This is a genomic window from Rufibacter glacialis (assembly GCF_008271745.1).
Classification (GTDB): domain Bacteria; phylum Bacteroidota; class Bacteroidia; order Cytophagales; family Hymenobacteraceae; genus Nibribacter; species Nibribacter glacialis.
Window position 1 is genome coordinate 85,006 of record NZ_VKKZ01000026.1, and the last position, 14,960, is coordinate 99,965.

General features: G+C 56.0%; 11 protein-coding genes. 3 read left to right on the plus strand and 8 right to left on the minus strand.

Annotated elements, in window-relative coordinates:
* Positions 1-39: 39 nt before the first annotated feature.
* Positions 40-3,396 carry a transcription-repair coupling factor gene (gene mfd, locus FOE74_RS20665; RefSeq protein ID WP_149100548.1) on the minus strand — a complete coding sequence of 1,119 codons (3,357 nt, stop codon included), beginning with the start codon at positions 3,394-3,396 and terminating at the stop codon, positions 40-42.
* 533 nt (positions 3,397-3,929) lie between these two features.
* Entirely contained in the window at positions 3,930-4,589 is a 660-nt protein-coding gene (gene msrA / locus FOE74_RS20670; RefSeq protein WP_149100549.1) for a peptide-methionine (S)-S-oxide reductase MsrA, read from the minus strand.
* A gap of 366 nt (positions 4,590-4,955) precedes the next feature.
* Here msrA and FOE74_RS20675 point away from each other — a divergent pair, with 366 nt between their 5' ends.
* Positions 4,956-5,306, plus strand: a complete 351-nt coding sequence (locus FOE74_RS20675) for a hypothetical protein (RefSeq protein ID WP_149100550.1) — start codon at positions 4,956-4,958, stop codon at positions 5,304-5,306.
* Positions 5,307-5,904: 598 nt separating this feature from the next.
* The gene (locus FOE74_RS20680) at positions 5,905-6,444 is read left to right on the plus strand and encodes a ferritin (RefSeq protein ID WP_149100551.1); all 540 of its coding nucleotides are present in this window, start codon (positions 5,905-5,907) and stop codon (positions 6,442-6,444) included.
* Between the two features lie 110 nt (positions 6,445-6,554).
* Here the strand turns inward: FOE74_RS20680 and FOE74_RS20685 are convergent, their stop codons facing one another.
* The 5 genes from FOE74_RS20685 to FOE74_RS20705 form a co-directional block, all read right to left on the minus strand.
* Entirely contained in the window at positions 6,555-6,836 is a 282-nt protein-coding gene (locus FOE74_RS20685) for a (2Fe-2S) ferredoxin domain-containing protein (protein ID WP_149100552.1), read from the minus strand.
* 142 nt (positions 6,837-6,978) lie between these two features.
* Positions 6,979-7,548, minus strand: coding sequence for a hypothetical protein (locus FOE74_RS20690; RefSeq protein ID WP_149100553.1), 570 nt, complete (start codon positions 7,546-7,548; stop codon positions 6,979-6,981).
* Between the two features lie 143 nt (positions 7,549-7,691).
* Positions 7,692-8,261 carry a hypothetical protein gene (locus tag FOE74_RS20695; RefSeq protein WP_149100554.1) on the minus strand — a complete coding sequence of 190 codons (570 nt, stop codon included), beginning with the start codon at positions 8,259-8,261 and terminating at the stop codon, positions 7,692-7,694.
* 85 nt (positions 8,262-8,346) lie between these two features.
* Positions 8,347-11,799 (minus strand): DUF7948 domain-containing protein, encoded by a 3,453-nt coding sequence (locus FOE74_RS20700; protein WP_192576643.1) that lies wholly within the window; start codon positions 11,797-11,799, stop codon positions 8,347-8,349.
* 194 nt (positions 11,800-11,993) lie between these two features.
* Positions 11,994-12,539: a YfiT family bacillithiol transferase gene (locus FOE74_RS20705; protein WP_149100556.1), complete on the minus strand. Its 546-nt coding sequence runs from the start codon at positions 12,537-12,539 to the stop codon at positions 11,994-11,996.
* 277 nt (positions 12,540-12,816) lie between these two features.
* Here FOE74_RS20705 and mutM point away from each other — a divergent pair, with 277 nt between their 5' ends.
* Positions 12,817-13,632, plus strand: coding sequence for a DNA-formamidopyrimidine glycosylase (mutM, locus tag FOE74_RS20710; RefSeq protein WP_149100557.1), 816 nt, complete (start codon positions 12,817-12,819; stop codon positions 13,630-13,632).
* A gap of 30 nt (positions 13,633-13,662) precedes the next feature.
* Here mutM and FOE74_RS20715 read toward each other — a convergent pair whose 3' ends face one another.
* Positions 13,663-14,610 carry a DUF808 domain-containing protein gene (locus FOE74_RS20715; protein ID WP_149100558.1) on the minus strand — a complete coding sequence of 316 codons (948 nt, stop codon included), beginning with the start codon at positions 14,608-14,610 and terminating at the stop codon, positions 13,663-13,665.
* Positions 14,611-14,960 lie beyond the last annotated feature (350 nt).

Consider the following 14,960-nt stretch of genomic DNA (forward strand, 5'->3'; position numbering starts at 1 on the left):
CGCTGGCGGGGGCTTTTCAGGAAAAGGCCCCGCCGGCGGTTATGCCTGCAGTTCTTTGAAGATGGCTTTGGCTTCCTCTAACGTGGAAACATCTTCTACTGTCACAATCAGCTTGTCTTTGGCCTCTTTGAGCCTTGACCGGCGAGAATGTTGCTGCACGTACTGCAAGATGCGGCTGAAAGTGTCTGACTGGAAGAAAGCGTCATTGTTCTGGCTGGGAATGTAGCCCTTGAGCGTGTCTTTCTTCAACGTGAGTTTCTCAAAGCCCAAATGGCAGGCTTCCCAGCGCATCTTCACAATGTTTACCAGTTGCTCTACCTCAGGGGGCAGTGGCCCAAACCGGTCTACCATGCCCTCTACCAGCTTCTGCAGGGTCTCCAGGTCTTTCACGCGGTCCAGCTTGCTGTACATCTGTAAACGCTCTGTAATGTTGCTGATGTAGGAGTCCGGGATAAGAATCTCCAGGTCTGTTTCCACAGAACACTCCCTGATGGGGTCCAGCAGTTTGTCGGTCTCCAGTTCTTTGAAGAACAGGTCCCGGAACTCGGTCTCCTTCAGTTCCTGCACGGCCTCGTCCAGGATCTGGTGGTAGGCCTCAAAGCCCAGGTCATTGATGAAGCCGCTCTGCTCGCCGCCCAGCATGTTGCCCGCCCCGCGGATGTCCAGGTCGCGCATGGCGATCTTGAAGCCCTCGCCCAGGTCAGAGAACTCTTCCAGGGTACTCAGGCGCTTGCGGGCATCAGACGGCAGTCCGGATACAGGCGGGGTTAACAGATAGCAATAGGCTTTCTTGTTGGACCGGCCCACGCGCCCGCGCATCTGGTGCAGATCACTCAACCCGAACATGTGCGCCCGGTTGATGAGGATGGTGTTGGCATTGGGGATATCCAGCCCGCTTTCAATAATGTTGGTGGAAACCAGCACGTCATACTCGCCCTCCACAAAGCGCATCATGCGTTTCTCCAGCTCCTCGGGGTCCATCTGGCCGTGGGCGTAGGTGACTTTGGCATCGGGCACCAGTTTGAGGATCAGGTTGGCCATCTCTTCAATATCAGCGATGCGGTTGTGCACGAAGAAGACCTGGCCTTTGCGTTTGAGTTCATACGCCACCGCGTCTCTGATGAGCGTATCTTCAAATACGTGCAGCTCGGTTTGTACCGGCTGGCGGTTAGGCGGCGGCGTGGCAATCACTGAAAGATCACGGGCCCCCATCAAGGAGAAATGCAGCGTGCGCGGAATAGGGGTGGCTGTCAAGGTGAGCGTGTCTACGTTTACCTTTATTTCCTTAAGCCGGTCTTTCGTTTTCACCCCGAATTTCTGTTCCTCGTCAATCACCAGCAAACCCAGGTTCTTGAACTTGACGTCTTTGCTGGCCAGCCGGTGCGTCCCGATCAGGATATCGGTCTTGCCTTCGGCCACGCGGCCCAGAGTCTCTTTGATCTGTTTGGTGGTCTTGAACCGGTTGATGTATTCTACCTGCACCGGGAAAGCCTCTAGCCGGTCTCTGAAGGTTTTGTAGTGCTGCATGGCCAGGATGGTGGTGGGCACCAGCACGGCCACCTGCTTGCCGTCACAGGCGGCTTTAAAGGCTGCCCGTATGGCCACCTCGGTTTTCCCGAAGCCCACGTCGCCGCAAACCAGCCGGTCCATGGGGTGGGGCAGCTCCATGTCGTTTTTCACGTCCTCGGTGGCCTTGCCCTGGTCTGGGGTGTCTTCATAGATGAACGAAGACTCCAGTTCGGCTTGTAAAAAGCCATCTCGGGAGTAGGCGTAGCCGGGGGCTTTCTTGCGTTTGGCATACAGAGAGATCAGCTCGGCGGCAATGTCTTTGACTTTGCTCTTGACTTTCTTCTTCTTGTTCTCCCACTCCGGCGAGCCCAGCTTGCTCATGGTGGGCGGGGTGCCTTCTTTGCCCGTGTATTTGCTGATCTTGTGCAACGAGTGGATGCTCACGTAGAGCAAATCATCATCGCGGTAAATAAGCCGGATGGCTTCCTGCAGGCGACCACCTACCTCTACTTTCTCCAGCCCCGCAAACCGCCCAATGCCGTAGTCCATGTGCGTGACATAGTCGCCGGGTTTGAGGGTGCGCAGCTCTTTGAGGGTGAGCGCCTTGGACTTGGAATAGCCTTCGCGGGTCTTATGCTTGTAGAAACGCTCAAACAGCTGGTGGTCGGTGTAGCACACCAGCTTCACCAGATCATCCACAAACCCTTCGCGCAGGGCCAGCATCAAATGGTGGAACCGCACGTCATGGTCTAACTCGTCAAAGATGGTGGTCAATCGGTCGGCCTGGCGGGGCGACTCCGCAGCGATGACGTTTACGTAGTCTTTGCTCTGGTTCTCGTGCAGGTTGGCCACCAGCCGCTGGAAATCCTTGTTGAACGAGGGCTGCGGATGCGCCTGGAACTGCACCACCTGGGCGTTTTTGAAGTTGAAGCGCTTGCCAAACTCCACCAGGGTGAAACCTTCCAAGGATTTCTTGAAGGCCTTGCCAGACTCAAACAGCGCCTCTGGCTTAGAGACGATCTGCACGCCGGCGCTGCCTTCCAGCATCTCCTGAAACGCCTGTTCCGCTTTCTCAAAAGACTCTGTGACCACCTCTACGGTCTGCCGGTAATCCTTTACCCAGATCTTGGTGTCCTCGGGGATAAAGTCCAGGAACGATTCGCGGGTCTCCTGGAGCAGTTTGGTCTGCACGTTGGGGATGATGGAGATCTGCTTTTTCTGCTCCACGCTCAGCTGCGTGTTGGGGTCAAAGGTTCTGATGCTCTCTATTTCATCACCGAACATCTCTAGCCGGAACGGCAATTCATTGGCATAGGAGAACACGTCTACAATGCCCCCGCGAACGGCGAACTGACCCGCCTCATACACGAAATCTGTGCGTTCAAAGTCATAGCTGGCCAGCATCTCCGTGAGGAAATTCACGTCCAGTTTCTCCCCTACCTTGGCACCCAGCGTATTGGCCACCAACGACTTCTTGTTGATGACTTTCTCGGTGAGGGCTTCGGGGTAGGTGACAATGAGGGCTCCGGCGCCGGCACGGTCGTTGAGGCGGTTGAGCACCTCGGCGCGCAGCAGGATGTTGGCGTTCTCTGTGTGGTCAAACTGGTAGGCCCGCTTGTAGGAACTGGGGAACAGGAGCACTTCCTGGCCTTCTTCCAGCAGGTTAGAGAGGTCGCTGTAGAAATAGGCGGCTTCCTCGCGGTCATGCAAGATGAAGAGGTGGGTGTTAGCGTGCATGGTCTGCAAGGCAGAGGCCACCACGGCGTCTAAGCTGCCCACCAATCCTTTTAACTGTATATGTTGAGGTTCAGGAGTCTGCAGGTGCTGGGCCACGGTTTGCACCACGGGGTCCTGCCGGTACAGCTCCAAAAATTGAGTTGCTTTCAAGGGTACATCTTTTCTGGAAGAACAGTAGCAAAGCTAGCCATTCTTGTTGGTTACTGGAAACGCGGGGCAGCAAGGGTAAGTTGCTTTAATTTGACGAAGGAGTGAGGTGGTGAATGGTTTTGGGGTGTTTTGTGAAAAACGTGCTCCGGAGACCTTGTAGCGTTCAGGGGGCCTGCGAGCGTCTGCGTCCACAACACCGATTCCCCCTTTGTAGAGGGCATTTACAGCCGCACGAAACCTGCAAGAGAAAGCTATTTGTGCCCGGAAAAAGAAAGGAATTCGTAGGAACAGGTCACAACCTGTCCCTACGGATCTGCAACGCTATTCCTGAAATGTTTCCCCTCATCCTACCCTTCTCCCTGGGGGAGAAGGAACTGCGCCCTGGTGTTATAGGCCTGTTATACAAGAAACAGGCCTATAACAGAAAGTACCTTTTAGAGAAAGTGGCTTTGCCGTAGCGTGAAAACTGAAAAGGAAATAGCACATCAGCACATTGAATAATTAGCACATTTACAAATCTTCACATCTCCCAATTACTCCTCCTCCTTCAGCTTGCCGGCCATCTTCTTCTTGAACTTCTCCACCTTGGGGGTAGAGACGGCGCGCATGTAAGGGTTGTCGGGGTTGTGGCGGTAGAAGTCCTGGTGCTCTGCCTCCGCGGGGTAGAACTCTTGGAGGGCGGCTACTTCGGTGACAATGGGGGCCTGGAAGGCGCGGGCGGCATTCAGTTTCTGGATGTAAGCCTCTATCTGGGCTTTCTCTGCCGGGGTGCGGTAGAAAATGGCCGAGCGGTACTGGGTTCCTTCATCGGGGCCCTGGCGGTTAAGCGTGGTGGGGTCATGGGCGGCGAAGAAGGCTTCCAGCAAGGTCTCATACGAGATGGTCTTGGGGTCATAGTGAATCTGGACGGCTTCGGCGTGGCCGGTTTGGCCGGTGCTTATCTGGGCATAGGTAGGATTCTTGGTAGTGCCGCCGGTGTAGCCCGAAATCACGTCGTAGACGCCTCTCAGTTTCTCGGCGGCCTCCTCGGTGCACCAGAAACAACCTCCGGCAAAAGTGGCCACGGCCAGGCTGTCCGGGCGCGGGGCGGCGGGGGTGGCGGCTTTCGCCGTGGGGGCTTTTTTCTCGTTTCGGGTTTGGGCGCAGGAGGTAAAGCCCAGCAGGAATATAAAGGCAAAAAGGAAGACTCTCATATAGGGTAGAAGAACGTGAGCAGGTAAAGAAAGATAACCAAGAAAGGGGGGCAGAAGTTTCGGAGACAGCGAGCAGGGGAGCTGCTAGTTGCCGGGAGCAGTGCCGCTGATGAGAACGAAGATTTCTCTGAAATAAGCAGATAGCTTAGCCAAACTTCCACTGAACTCGCCCACGTCTGAACCGCCCCGGAATAAGGGTAGAGAAAGCAGCGTTAAGGCTGTTCTGGGGCCTTTTTTCCAAAACTAGGCCAAAAATACCAAGTGCCGGCCCAGAAAATGAGAAATATCATGCTGAATTATTTGGACTAATTCTAAACAGGGTCTATTTTTGCAGTGTTCCCTTTGAACAGACCAGCAGCAGAACCTATGCCTACCTCTCCCAACCTGCAAGAACTATTCCGGACGGCTTTTGGCGCCGTGTACCAGTGCAACCGCTATAACTGCTATTTTGTGGAGTTTGCCGGCGGTATCTCGCCCTTCAAGGTAAAGGATTTCCTGGTTCTCAAGCAGCAGGTAGAAGCCATTGATGTGGCCAGAATGGTAGAAGACCCTTCGCGCGCCTCAGATGTACACGTGCTCATGCCGTACCGGTCAGAGCGCTGCTTTGTGTTGACGCTGGCTGATGTGCTCCACTTCCAGGAGTTGCTGCAAGGCGCCAAAGCCATGATGGCCCTGAACAGCATCTTGCACGAGTGCCTGCAGGCCCAGGTGGCGTAGTACCTAGCTTCCTGCTTTCCTTTCCTCCTTCTTCCACTTTCTTTTTCTCGGCCCGGGCCGAATTCTCTTTTGGCACTGCGATTTACCCAGCGTACTTAGCAGGGTGGCCGGTAGAGACCAAGCATTGCTTGCCTCAGCAGTTCCGTCATTGGTACGTTATTTCCCCGCATAGACTGCCTATTGGGCAGGCCACCAACACGAAGGGAAACCACCAAGGATCGCCCTTTTCCTGTTCTCTGTGCCGGACTTCCCAACAACTCAACCTGCGGCTTCTATTCACTTAGGCAAAGGCGCTCACCGAGCCTCCAGACCCTGCCAGGGGTTAAGAACAAGCGGCCCCGCCGTTGGAAAGGGGTTGGCGCACCTGTATCTCTCTTCCTGGGAAGGGACGTTTTCTGATCCCTTTGGCTAAAACAGGCCGGAAAAAGGCTGGTAGCATTTTGCCTGCCAAGAGCGGATGTTGTTTAGGTTCTCTGAATTTAGACTGAATCTGTATTAGGCCAAATGCTTTAATACCAAGAACCAACAAAGGCTTTTACCGGTATATTTGAGTCAAGGCGCTTACCCAAAGCACGCCTTGTATTACCGAAACCATACCATGAAAGATTTATTGAGACTGCGTACCTCTCTTTCAGAAGAAATAGAGACGCTCTTAAACGAACAGATAAAGGTGGAAGCGCATTCATCGGCTACATATTTGGCCATGTCTTCCTGGTGCAACCGCCAGGGCTTCGACTACAGCGCAGATTACTTCATGAAGCAGTCACATGAGGAGCGGGAGCACATGCTCAAGCTTTTCAACTTTGTGAGCGACTTAGGTGGCCATGCCGTTTCTCCGGAGGTGGTGAACATCCCGCAGGAGTTTGACTCGTTCAGAGACGTGTTTGAGAAGGCCCTGCAGCAGGAGATCTTTGTGACCCAGCAGTTCAACCGCCTGGCTGACCAGTGTATGAAGTCAAAGGACTTCATGACGTTCCAGTTTCTGCAGTGGTTCCTGAAGGAGCAGGTAGAAGAGGAATATGTGGCCCGTCGCGCCCTGGAACTGTTTGACGTGATTGGCGAAGAAGGCACCGGCCGTTGGGAAATCGACAAGCAGGTGCGCAAAATCCATTATGACAATGACGGTGCCGGAGAATAACCTGGCCAGTACGCATTAAACTAAAAAGCCCCTCCTGCCTTGTGCGGGAGGGGCTTTTTAGTGGCCCGGTATCTGGTGATGTTTTACGGACGTTTTCTGAAAAAGGTCGCCTAAACAGACTGTTGCCCCAGCACCTTCTCCCGGAACACCTGCATGATCTGGGCTTCGGTCATGTCATGCAACCAGATGTTCTGCGGTTGTAGGCTGAAAATGGGCCCGTGCTTGCAGCGGTCTGTGCAGTCGGTTTTGATGATCTCTACTTCGTCTTTCAGCCCGGCCATCTTTAGTTGGTCTCGCATGTACTTGCGGATTTCCTTGCCGCCGCGCTTCTGGCATTTGCCACTGCCGCAGGCGTAGATGACCTGCCGGGGATCTGTTGGGTATTTACTCATAATTGCTTTATTGCCTCTTCTGTGTTCTACGGGAGCCAGGCCGTTTGGCTGCTCTGCCCAGGAAGGAACCTGGCCTACAGCCGAACATAGGCTATTGTTTGGCTGGTGTTTTCCCTAAAAGGGCCCGGAAACAGGCCTGTGCTTACCCGTGGGTTTCTTCATACGCTTTCTGCTCCCGCTGGAACCGGATGAGCTGCCAGATGTACAGCAGAATACCCAGGGCCAGGAACCCATAGATCCCATAGGTGACCAGGCCGCTGTTCTGTTTCTGAACCGTTTCCTGCCCTTCAAAGAACGACAGCTTCTTGGCCGGGGCGGTTAACCCGTAGAGGGTGCGTACCCCACCGTTCTCCAGCACGTCCTGGCGGTCACTGTACTCTACCCGCAGCCGGTCGCCGGGTTTGATGGCGGCTTTGAAGGCTGTGGTATCAAAAGAGGCTTCCTCTGGTCCCTCCAGCTCAAAGCGTTCCGCGAATTCCCTGAGCCAGATACCGTAGTCTCTCTCGCCTTCAGGGGTTTTCTTGAAAGAGTAGTTGATGAGGGTTCCTTCTTTCACCACCAGGTCTTGGGCGGTCTTCACTTCTTGGGTGAAGTTTTTAAAGATCATCAGGCCCAAGCCCAGAATGATCAGCAGCGTAGCCGGCATGAACCTGCCGGAAAGGGGCATAGGGAAAGTAGGAACGCCTAACGTGCGTCTACCGCGTCTTGACATAAGTTTGTAAGATAAGATCTGGTGCTAAAGTATTAAAACTATAGCGGGAATAGAAGAGTTCGTTTTCCCAAAGGTAGTTGACCGGCCCATAAAGTCAGGTAGGATAGACGGCTCAGCGTTTCTATGGGCAGCAGAAAAGGCGATCAGAAAGACACGTCCCGCAAGCGGCCCTGGGTGATATGATAGGCCTTGTTGGCGCGGGCATCATAGACCTGTAGGTCAAAGTCAGCCGAGAAACGCCTTTTCTCCAAGTCAAAGGCCGTCAAGGTGAAAGTACCTGTATGGGTGTTGGGCTGGGTAGAGAAAAGACCCGCGGAGTTCTGCGGATGGCGGCCCAGGAACTGGAGCGCCGCGTTGCTTCCGGCCCCGTTGCCCGGGGTATTGTCCAGGTTGTAATACAGCTTTGACTGGTGCCGGATAGGGTAGCTGCCCGGGGCGAACACCTCCCTGATGTCCAGGTGGATGGTTTTGATAGAGTCCTGGCAACTGTCGGTGCCCTTGATCACCAATTGGCCGCTGGTTGCGTCATACAGGACCTCCAGGTTGTTCTTGGGCAAGGTAGGCGTAGGGATCTTTCCTTCCAGGTTGGTGCAGGCGGTAAAATCCCGGCCGTTTACCTTGGCGGTCATGGCAGGGTGGTCCATGAAGTCATCGCCGCAGCCGGAAACTAAAACCAAGAGGCAAAAAACGGACAGCAGGAGCAGGTGGCGCATAAAGACAAACCAGGGATTAGCGGCAGGTTCTGTTCCATGACGGGCAAAAGGAAACTTTCCCCTATGCCCTTCCAAAAAATACCTGCTACCGCACAATCTCCACCCAGCCTTTGGCACTGTTGCCTTCGGTGTCTTTCAAGATGTAGAAGTAGGAGCCGTCAGAGAGATTGCCGCCGTTCCACTGCTGGTTGTAGATTCGCTCGTGCAGCACCTGTTTGCCCCACCGGTTAAAGACGGTGAGCTCTGTGGGGAAGCAACTGAAATGCTGCACAAAGGTCTCGTTCTTGTCATCGCCGTTGGGCGTGAAGATATTGGGGATGAACGGCGGCGCCACCGTGACCTGCCCCACGTTCAGGGTTTCCTGGCAGCCCGTGCCGTAGGTACCTACCAGCGTCACCTGGTAGGTACCCGGCTTCTGGTATAGGTGCCGGGGCTCCTTCTCCCCAGATTGTGACCCGTCCCCGAAGTTCCAGGTAAAGCTGGTGAATTGGTCTGAGGTATTGGCAAACGCGGCGTTGAACGGCGCATAGCCAGAAATGGCCAGGTTCTCTTTACATGCATTGGCTAGCTGAGCCCGAAGCCTGGGGCGGGGCGGCAGGTCAATAATCCTGGAGACCGAAACCGGGCAAGGGGCCGAGATGGAATACGTTACCCTAACCGGACCGCTGAAATTGACCGGAGGGGTGAAAACGCCCGTGGCAGAGACGCCGCTCCCGCTCCAGGTTCCGCCAGAGATGTTGGTGCGCAACTGGAAAGAGGCCAGGTTGCCCGGGCATAACATGGTGTCTGGGCCAATCTGGAGGTTAGGCAGAAAAACAGAGATGGTTTTGGTAACCGAGCCGCAGGGGCCTTTGGTGCCATCATTGCGATACGTGATCACGTGGCGGCCAATACCGGCGGTGGCGGGCGTAAAGGTGGTGCCGGTGACCCCTTTCCCCGTGAAAGTGCCCCCCGCCGGAGAACCCACCAACTGGATGGGCACAGTGGAGGTAGCGCAGAACTGGGTGTCAGGGACCGAGATGGTGTGCGGCACCGGCGGAGTCACGGTCATGACCATGGTATTGGCAATAGAGCAAGACCCGGTGCCGGTCACGGTGTAGGTAAGCGTTTGGGCGCCCAGTAAAGCCGGGGAGGGAGTGAATAAATAAACCCCATTGACCTGGCGCACGCCGTTGCCCGTCCAGACACCGCCCAGGGGGGTGCCGCGTAAAGTCACGCTCAGACCTTCCACACATACTTCCTGGTCAGGACCGGCATCGGCCCTGAGTTCCTCGGCAAAATCGAACTTGAAGGCGGCGTTGTTGCAGTTGGTGCTGCTGTTGGTTCGGGAGTAGAAATTGGCCCCGGGCGGAATGGGAAAGTTGGACCGCCCCTGGCAACCGCCGCATACCGCCTGGTACACATAGCCTTTCTTGTCAAACCTGCTGGTGCCGCCATCCACGTGTTCCTGGCTTCCGCCAGTCACGGTTTGGTTGCCGCCGTAGAAGGTGGCATACAGCAGCTGCCGCGCGTTGGTGCCCAGTTGCATGAGGTAGAAGTCGCCACCGTCGGTGGTGGTCTGTACCGCGTTGGGGGTAGTAGGCAGACCGGTGGTAGTGCCATTGCCGTACACACCACCGTTATTGGTACCGCCCCACCCAGAGACGTAGATCCGCTGGCATTCATCCACCAGAAAGGCGGTAGGGGAGATGTCAAGGGTAGCGCGGCCCGACCCGAACACGGTAGACCATTCGGTGGCTGAGAGGTTGTTGTTGAGTTTGTGCAGAAACTGCCGGCCATTGGTGTTCCGGTAGGTGCCGTTGCTGACCGGGTAGTTGCCCAGGGTCTGGCCAAACAGGTACACGCTGTTGGCCCCGTCTAACTGCAGAAAGTAGGTCTGGTCATAGGCGGCGGTGCCCACGAAGGTGGCCGCCAGTACCGCCGTACCCGCCGGGTTGATCTTGAGCACAAACCCGTCTGTATTGCCCGCGGAGGTAGAGTACAGGCCGTTGGTGTTGCCTATCAGCGTGGTGCTGGTGGTGCCGCCGCACACGTACACTTGCCGGTTCTGGTCCAGTTGGATGGAGTAGGCCGCATCAATCCCCGTTCCGCCGTAATAGTTGCCCCATAGCACCTGGCTCAGGTCTGGCGAAAGCTTAACTACCACCGCGTCATGGCTGCCCCCTATGCGTTGGGATCTAAAGCCGTTCCGGGTCGGGAAGTCATCAGAGGTGGTGTTGGAGGCGATGTACACGTTGCCGTCCGGGTCAGTGATGATGTCGCCCCGGTACTGGTCGCCGTAATTCTGGACCAGGGTAGGCGTGGTGATGAGCCGGGTTAGAAGCCCGTCGTTCTGGCTGCCCCCTAAAAACGTGGAGGCCAGCAAGCGGTCTCCCTCTCTGCTGAGGCGCGTGATGACCAGGTCTGAGCCGTTGCTGTAGGCCGGGTTGCCCCCTCCGCCCAGCGGCGAGATAAAGGTGCCGCCTTTGAACGTGCGGCTCAGGGCCGAAGAGGAGGTAGGGTAATCCCGGGAACTGGTAGTGCCCAGCACTAACAGTTCATCCTGCGCATTCACCACCAGGCTATGCGGCGACTCGGTGTCGCTACCGCCCAGATAGGTGGCATATAATCGGGCGGCAGCCCCGCTTACCTTGGTGTCATACTTGATGATGGCGATGTCCCAGGCGCCGCTGAAGCTGGTGTCAAAGGCGCCCAGCGTGGCAGGATACCCAATATTAGAGACAATACCGCCTGAATACATATTGCCCTGGCTGTCATAGGTAGCGGTGTAGCCCCAGTTGTCTGCCGTGGAGCCGGTAAAAGAAGAGAACTCCACCACCGGGTCAATCACCAAGGCCGTGTTCCGGTCATAGCCGTCCGGGAACTGGAACGACAAGGTCTGCCCCTCCAGGCGGTACTGACAGGTGACCGGCACCCGCTGGCCCTGCACCAGTTGGTAGGCCACTGGCCGGTGTTCAGTAATGCTGCCCACCGAGGTTTCTATGCGCAAGGCGCCCTTCTGCAAAACCAAGCCTGAAACACCGGCATAGCTGAGTTTTATCTGGTCGGTAGGAGTTCCCGCGGCCACGTGCAGGTCATATTTCAGGTGCCCGCCCTGTTCATACAAAGCCAGGTCCACGCCCGGGTACAGGTTCTGGTAGCGCAACTCCCGGTAGCCTCTCGCCCCGGCGCCCCACTTCTTGGGGTCTTTTCCCAGGTAATAGTTCCGGATGCCCTCGGTGGGTTCCTGAGGGGCTAGTTCTGGCGCGGGGTTCGCCTTCTCAAACGTGACGGAGTAGGCATGCTTTTTCAGAAGGCTCCCTGGGGAGGCGCTGCGTTGCCCGGGGGCCGGCGCTTCCGGGGTACTGCCGTGCTGCCCGAAGGCCGTGGGATCCTGCATGACATAGACAAAGCCCGAGGGTTGCAGAAACATCTTGCCGCCCGGGAGGTCTGCCGCGTACTTCACCTGTTGGGGCCATTGGCCTTTGTTCTCCACAAACTCCAAGGTTCGGGCTTCAGGAGCGTTGTTTCTGCTGAGGGGAAGGGGAGCGGGCGCCAAGGGTTCAAACGTGGGCGCAGGGGTTGGCAGCAGTAACTGCAACAGTGACCAGAAAGCAGAAACAAGGAAGAGGGGCGTTGGCAGGCACATGGTCAGAAATTGAAACTTCTGACTAAAATATAGTAAAAATATTTATATCCTACTATTCTACCGCTGTGGTTTTCAGGGTGTTTTCCCAAAACCACGCTAATTCCTTACCAACCCATTCTTTCTTTCAAAGAAACAATATGGCCTATATGGTGGGCGCCGTGCCAGGCGTACATTCCTGCGGCCTGGAAAAGGTAAATCTCCCCGCTTTGCGGATGATGGAAGGAGCGGTGCCATTCTTCCAGGCACAAAGAGCGCAGCAGCATCACCAGCCTGTGGTGCAGTGACTCCAGGAGTTGCAGCGAAAGGGCCGGATCTGCCCACCGGGCATCATGCAAGTACGCCCAGGAAGATTCCTCGTAGGGTTTGATCACCGGTCGGTCCTCGGTGAGGGCCAGCCGGAAGCGGGTGTAGCTGTTGATGTGGCTGTCTGCCAGGTGGTGCGTGACCTGGCGCAGGGTCCAGCCGCCGGGGCGGTAGGGGGTGTCAAGCTGCTCATTGGAGAGCGAAGCCACGGCAGCCCGCAGTTGGCCCGGCAGTGCTTCTAGGGCGGCAAGGGCCTGTTTAACAGAAGAAGAGCTGTAAAGAGGCGGGGTTTTATACCTGCCTATCGGGTAACGGATGAGTTCTAAGGGTAGCGTAGAGGTTTCCATGCAATGAAGGTACTGGTCTAAACAAATCTAACGAATTAGAGATTTCTTTGCTGCGTTTTGGGCCCGTAATTTTGAAGCTCTGCCAAAAGGAAGCTGCTTCGTTTTGGCGGGCTGCCCCAAGAATAGCCTGTTCCGCCCGCTAAAGCGCCTTTGCCTATGAAAGAGGGCGAGGTATAAAAACAAGGTTTGCCGCAACAATGTGCGCCGCCCGGCGGTTGAAAGAGCGAGGCCTTTTTGGCCTCTTTCCCTGAAATACCCCCTAAACGCAATTTTCGCCATGCCAGAATTACCTGAGGTAGAAACCTACCGGCGCTTTATAGAGGAAACCAGTTTGCACCAGACCATTGCCGAGGTGGAGGTGCAGGACCCCAGGCGGCAGTTGCAGGTAGACCTGGACGAATTCAGGCAGGTGCTGCGGGGCAATCAGTTCACCCAGACCCACCGCATCGGGAAACAGCTTTTTCTCCTGACGGCGAAGGGGCCCATTGTAACCCTGCACTTCGGCATGACCGGAGACGTGGCCTTCTACCGCGATGAAGCTGACACTCCCCGCTTTGCGCGGGCGGTGTTTCATTTTGAGGGCGGGTTCAAATTCGCTTTCCTGGACTCCCGGAAGTTCGGTCGCTTGGGTCTCACCCAGAGCATAGACACTTTCCGGCAGCAGAAGAAACTGGGACCAGATGCACTCACGCTCTCCACGGAGGAACTCTCCAAAGGCCTGGCTAAAAAGAAGTCGGCTATTAAGCCCTTGCTGCTGGACCAGCGCATCGCCCCCGGCGTAGGAAACTGGATTGCGGATGAGGTGCTGTTCCAGGCCCAGCTGGAGCCGGAACGGCCGGCCCATACTTTGCTGCCCCCGGAGGTGGACCGTCTGGCGACCGCCATACGGGAGGTGCTGGAGACCGCTATTGCCGCCGAGGCCGTGTACCGGGACTTCCCATCGCACTACCTCATCCATGCCCGCGAGTGGGACGAGGCCCCGGTTTCCGCCGTTTCAGAAGCCCACCTGCATTGCCCGCGCTGCCAGACCCGCATCCAGAAGAAATACGTGGGCGGCCGCGCTACCTATTTCTGCCCGGGATGTCAGTTGTGAGATAACTACGGCGACGTGAAAACTGTAGGGTTACTGGGCCGTGGTTTCTTTAGGCCCCCTGGAGAAGGCCCGCTTAAAGACCTTCACCAGTTTGTCTATGACAAATCCCAAGGCTATTCCTCCCAGGGCGCAGGCCATGGCTTTGGCAAACCAGGCCAGAGGAGGCACATCGGCCAGGGAATGCCCCAGGGCGTCCAGCTGGTGGCTTAGGAAAGGAATGCCGTGCGCAATGATTTCAGCGCCCACCCAGAGCATGGCGGCGGTGCCCACGTAACCCAGAATGGTAAGGAAATGCGGCATGAACTTCACAATGCCACGGCCTATTTTACGGGTGGTGGCGTTAAACTTTTCCTGGGCCATGTGCACGCCAATATCATCGGCCTTCACAATCAACCCCACAAACCCGTACACGGCCGTCGTAATAAAGACGGCCACGCTCAGCATCACGGCAATCTGGGTCACCAGGGGCTTGTCAGCCACGGTGGAATAGGTAATGGCGATGATTTCCGCGGAAAGGATAAGGTCTGTGCGCACGGCGCCGGAAACGCGCTCCTTCTCCAGTTCGTCGGGGGTGATGGCTTTTATTTCCTTCCCTTCAAGGTTGTGGCCCTCGGCGGCATGGCTACTGAACATGGAATGGACTTTCTCATACCCCTCATAACACAGATAGGCACCCCCCAACATTAAGATAGGGGTAATGACCCACGGCGCGAAGAACCCTAGCAGCAGGGCGGCCGGGGCCAGGAAAATAACCTTATTGATCAGTGATTTTTTTGCGATCTGGAAGATGATGGAAAGCTCCCGCGAGGGGTCCAGGCCTACTACGTATTTGGGCGTGACGGCCGTGTCATCAATCACAATGCCGGAGACTTTTCCGGTGGTTTTGGCCACCTGCGTGGGCACATCATCCAGACTGGCCGCACTGACTTTCACCAGCGCCGCGATATCATCTAAAAGAGCGAGAAGACCTGTCGCCATTGTTTTTATTTCAGGGGTTAAGAAAAAATATCTCTTTAAGGAGTGCTGAACGTTTTTAAGGGCAGGCTGTTGCGTTTTTTTCCCGCGGAGCGGCTCCGGCGGGCATTGCCCTAATGACCAAAAGCCATGCAGCAGGAAACAGGAGACGGCTGCACAGCTTATTTCTGCCTTGTTTTACAGAAATGAGCACCTTTTCAAGCTACGCCTTGCCGGGCGCATCTCTGGCGAAAGGTAAGGGTTTTCCTTTGCATTGTCTCTGCGGTTGAAGCTCTTTCCTGTGGGTGGTAGGGTAGCTGCAGGAGGTGCCTTCGCAGAGCAGGGCGAGAAATCTGCTTTAGCCACAAAGCCCG

Bases quoted from the DNA above. Each gene is read 5' to 3' on its own strand.
- FOE74_RS20695 (WP_149100554.1), bottom strand. From the start codon at position 8,261: ATGCGCCACCTGCTCCTGCTGTCCGTTTTTTGCCTCTTGGTTTTAGTT.
- FOE74_RS20705 (WP_149100556.1), bottom strand. From the start codon at position 12,539: ATGGAAACCTCTACGCTACCCTTAGAACTCATCCGTTACCCGATAGGC.
- FOE74_RS20675 (WP_149100550.1), top strand. From the start codon at position 4,956: ATGCCTACCTCTCCCAACCTGCAAGAACTATTCCGGACGGCTTTTGGC.
- FOE74_RS20680 (WP_149100551.1), top strand. From the start codon at position 5,905: ATGAAAGATTTATTGAGACTGCGTACCTCTCTTTCAGAAGAAATAGAG.
- FOE74_RS20715 (WP_149100558.1), bottom strand. From the start codon at position 14,610: ATGGCGACAGGTCTTCTCGCTCTTTTAGATGATATCGCGGCGCTGGTG.
- FOE74_RS20690 (WP_149100553.1), bottom strand. From the start codon at position 7,548: ATGTCAAGACGCGGTAGACGCACGTTAGGCGTTCCTACTTTCCCTATG.
- mutM (WP_149100557.1), top strand. From the start codon at position 12,817: ATGCCAGAATTACCTGAGGTAGAAACCTACCGGCGCTTTATAGAGGAA.
- FOE74_RS20685 (WP_149100552.1), bottom strand. From the start codon at position 6,836: ATGAGTAAATACCCAACAGATCCCCGGCAGGTCATCTACGCCTGCGGC.
- msrA (WP_149100549.1), bottom strand. From the start codon at position 4,589: ATGAGAGTCTTCCTTTTTGCCTTTATATTCCTGCTGGGCTTTACCTCC.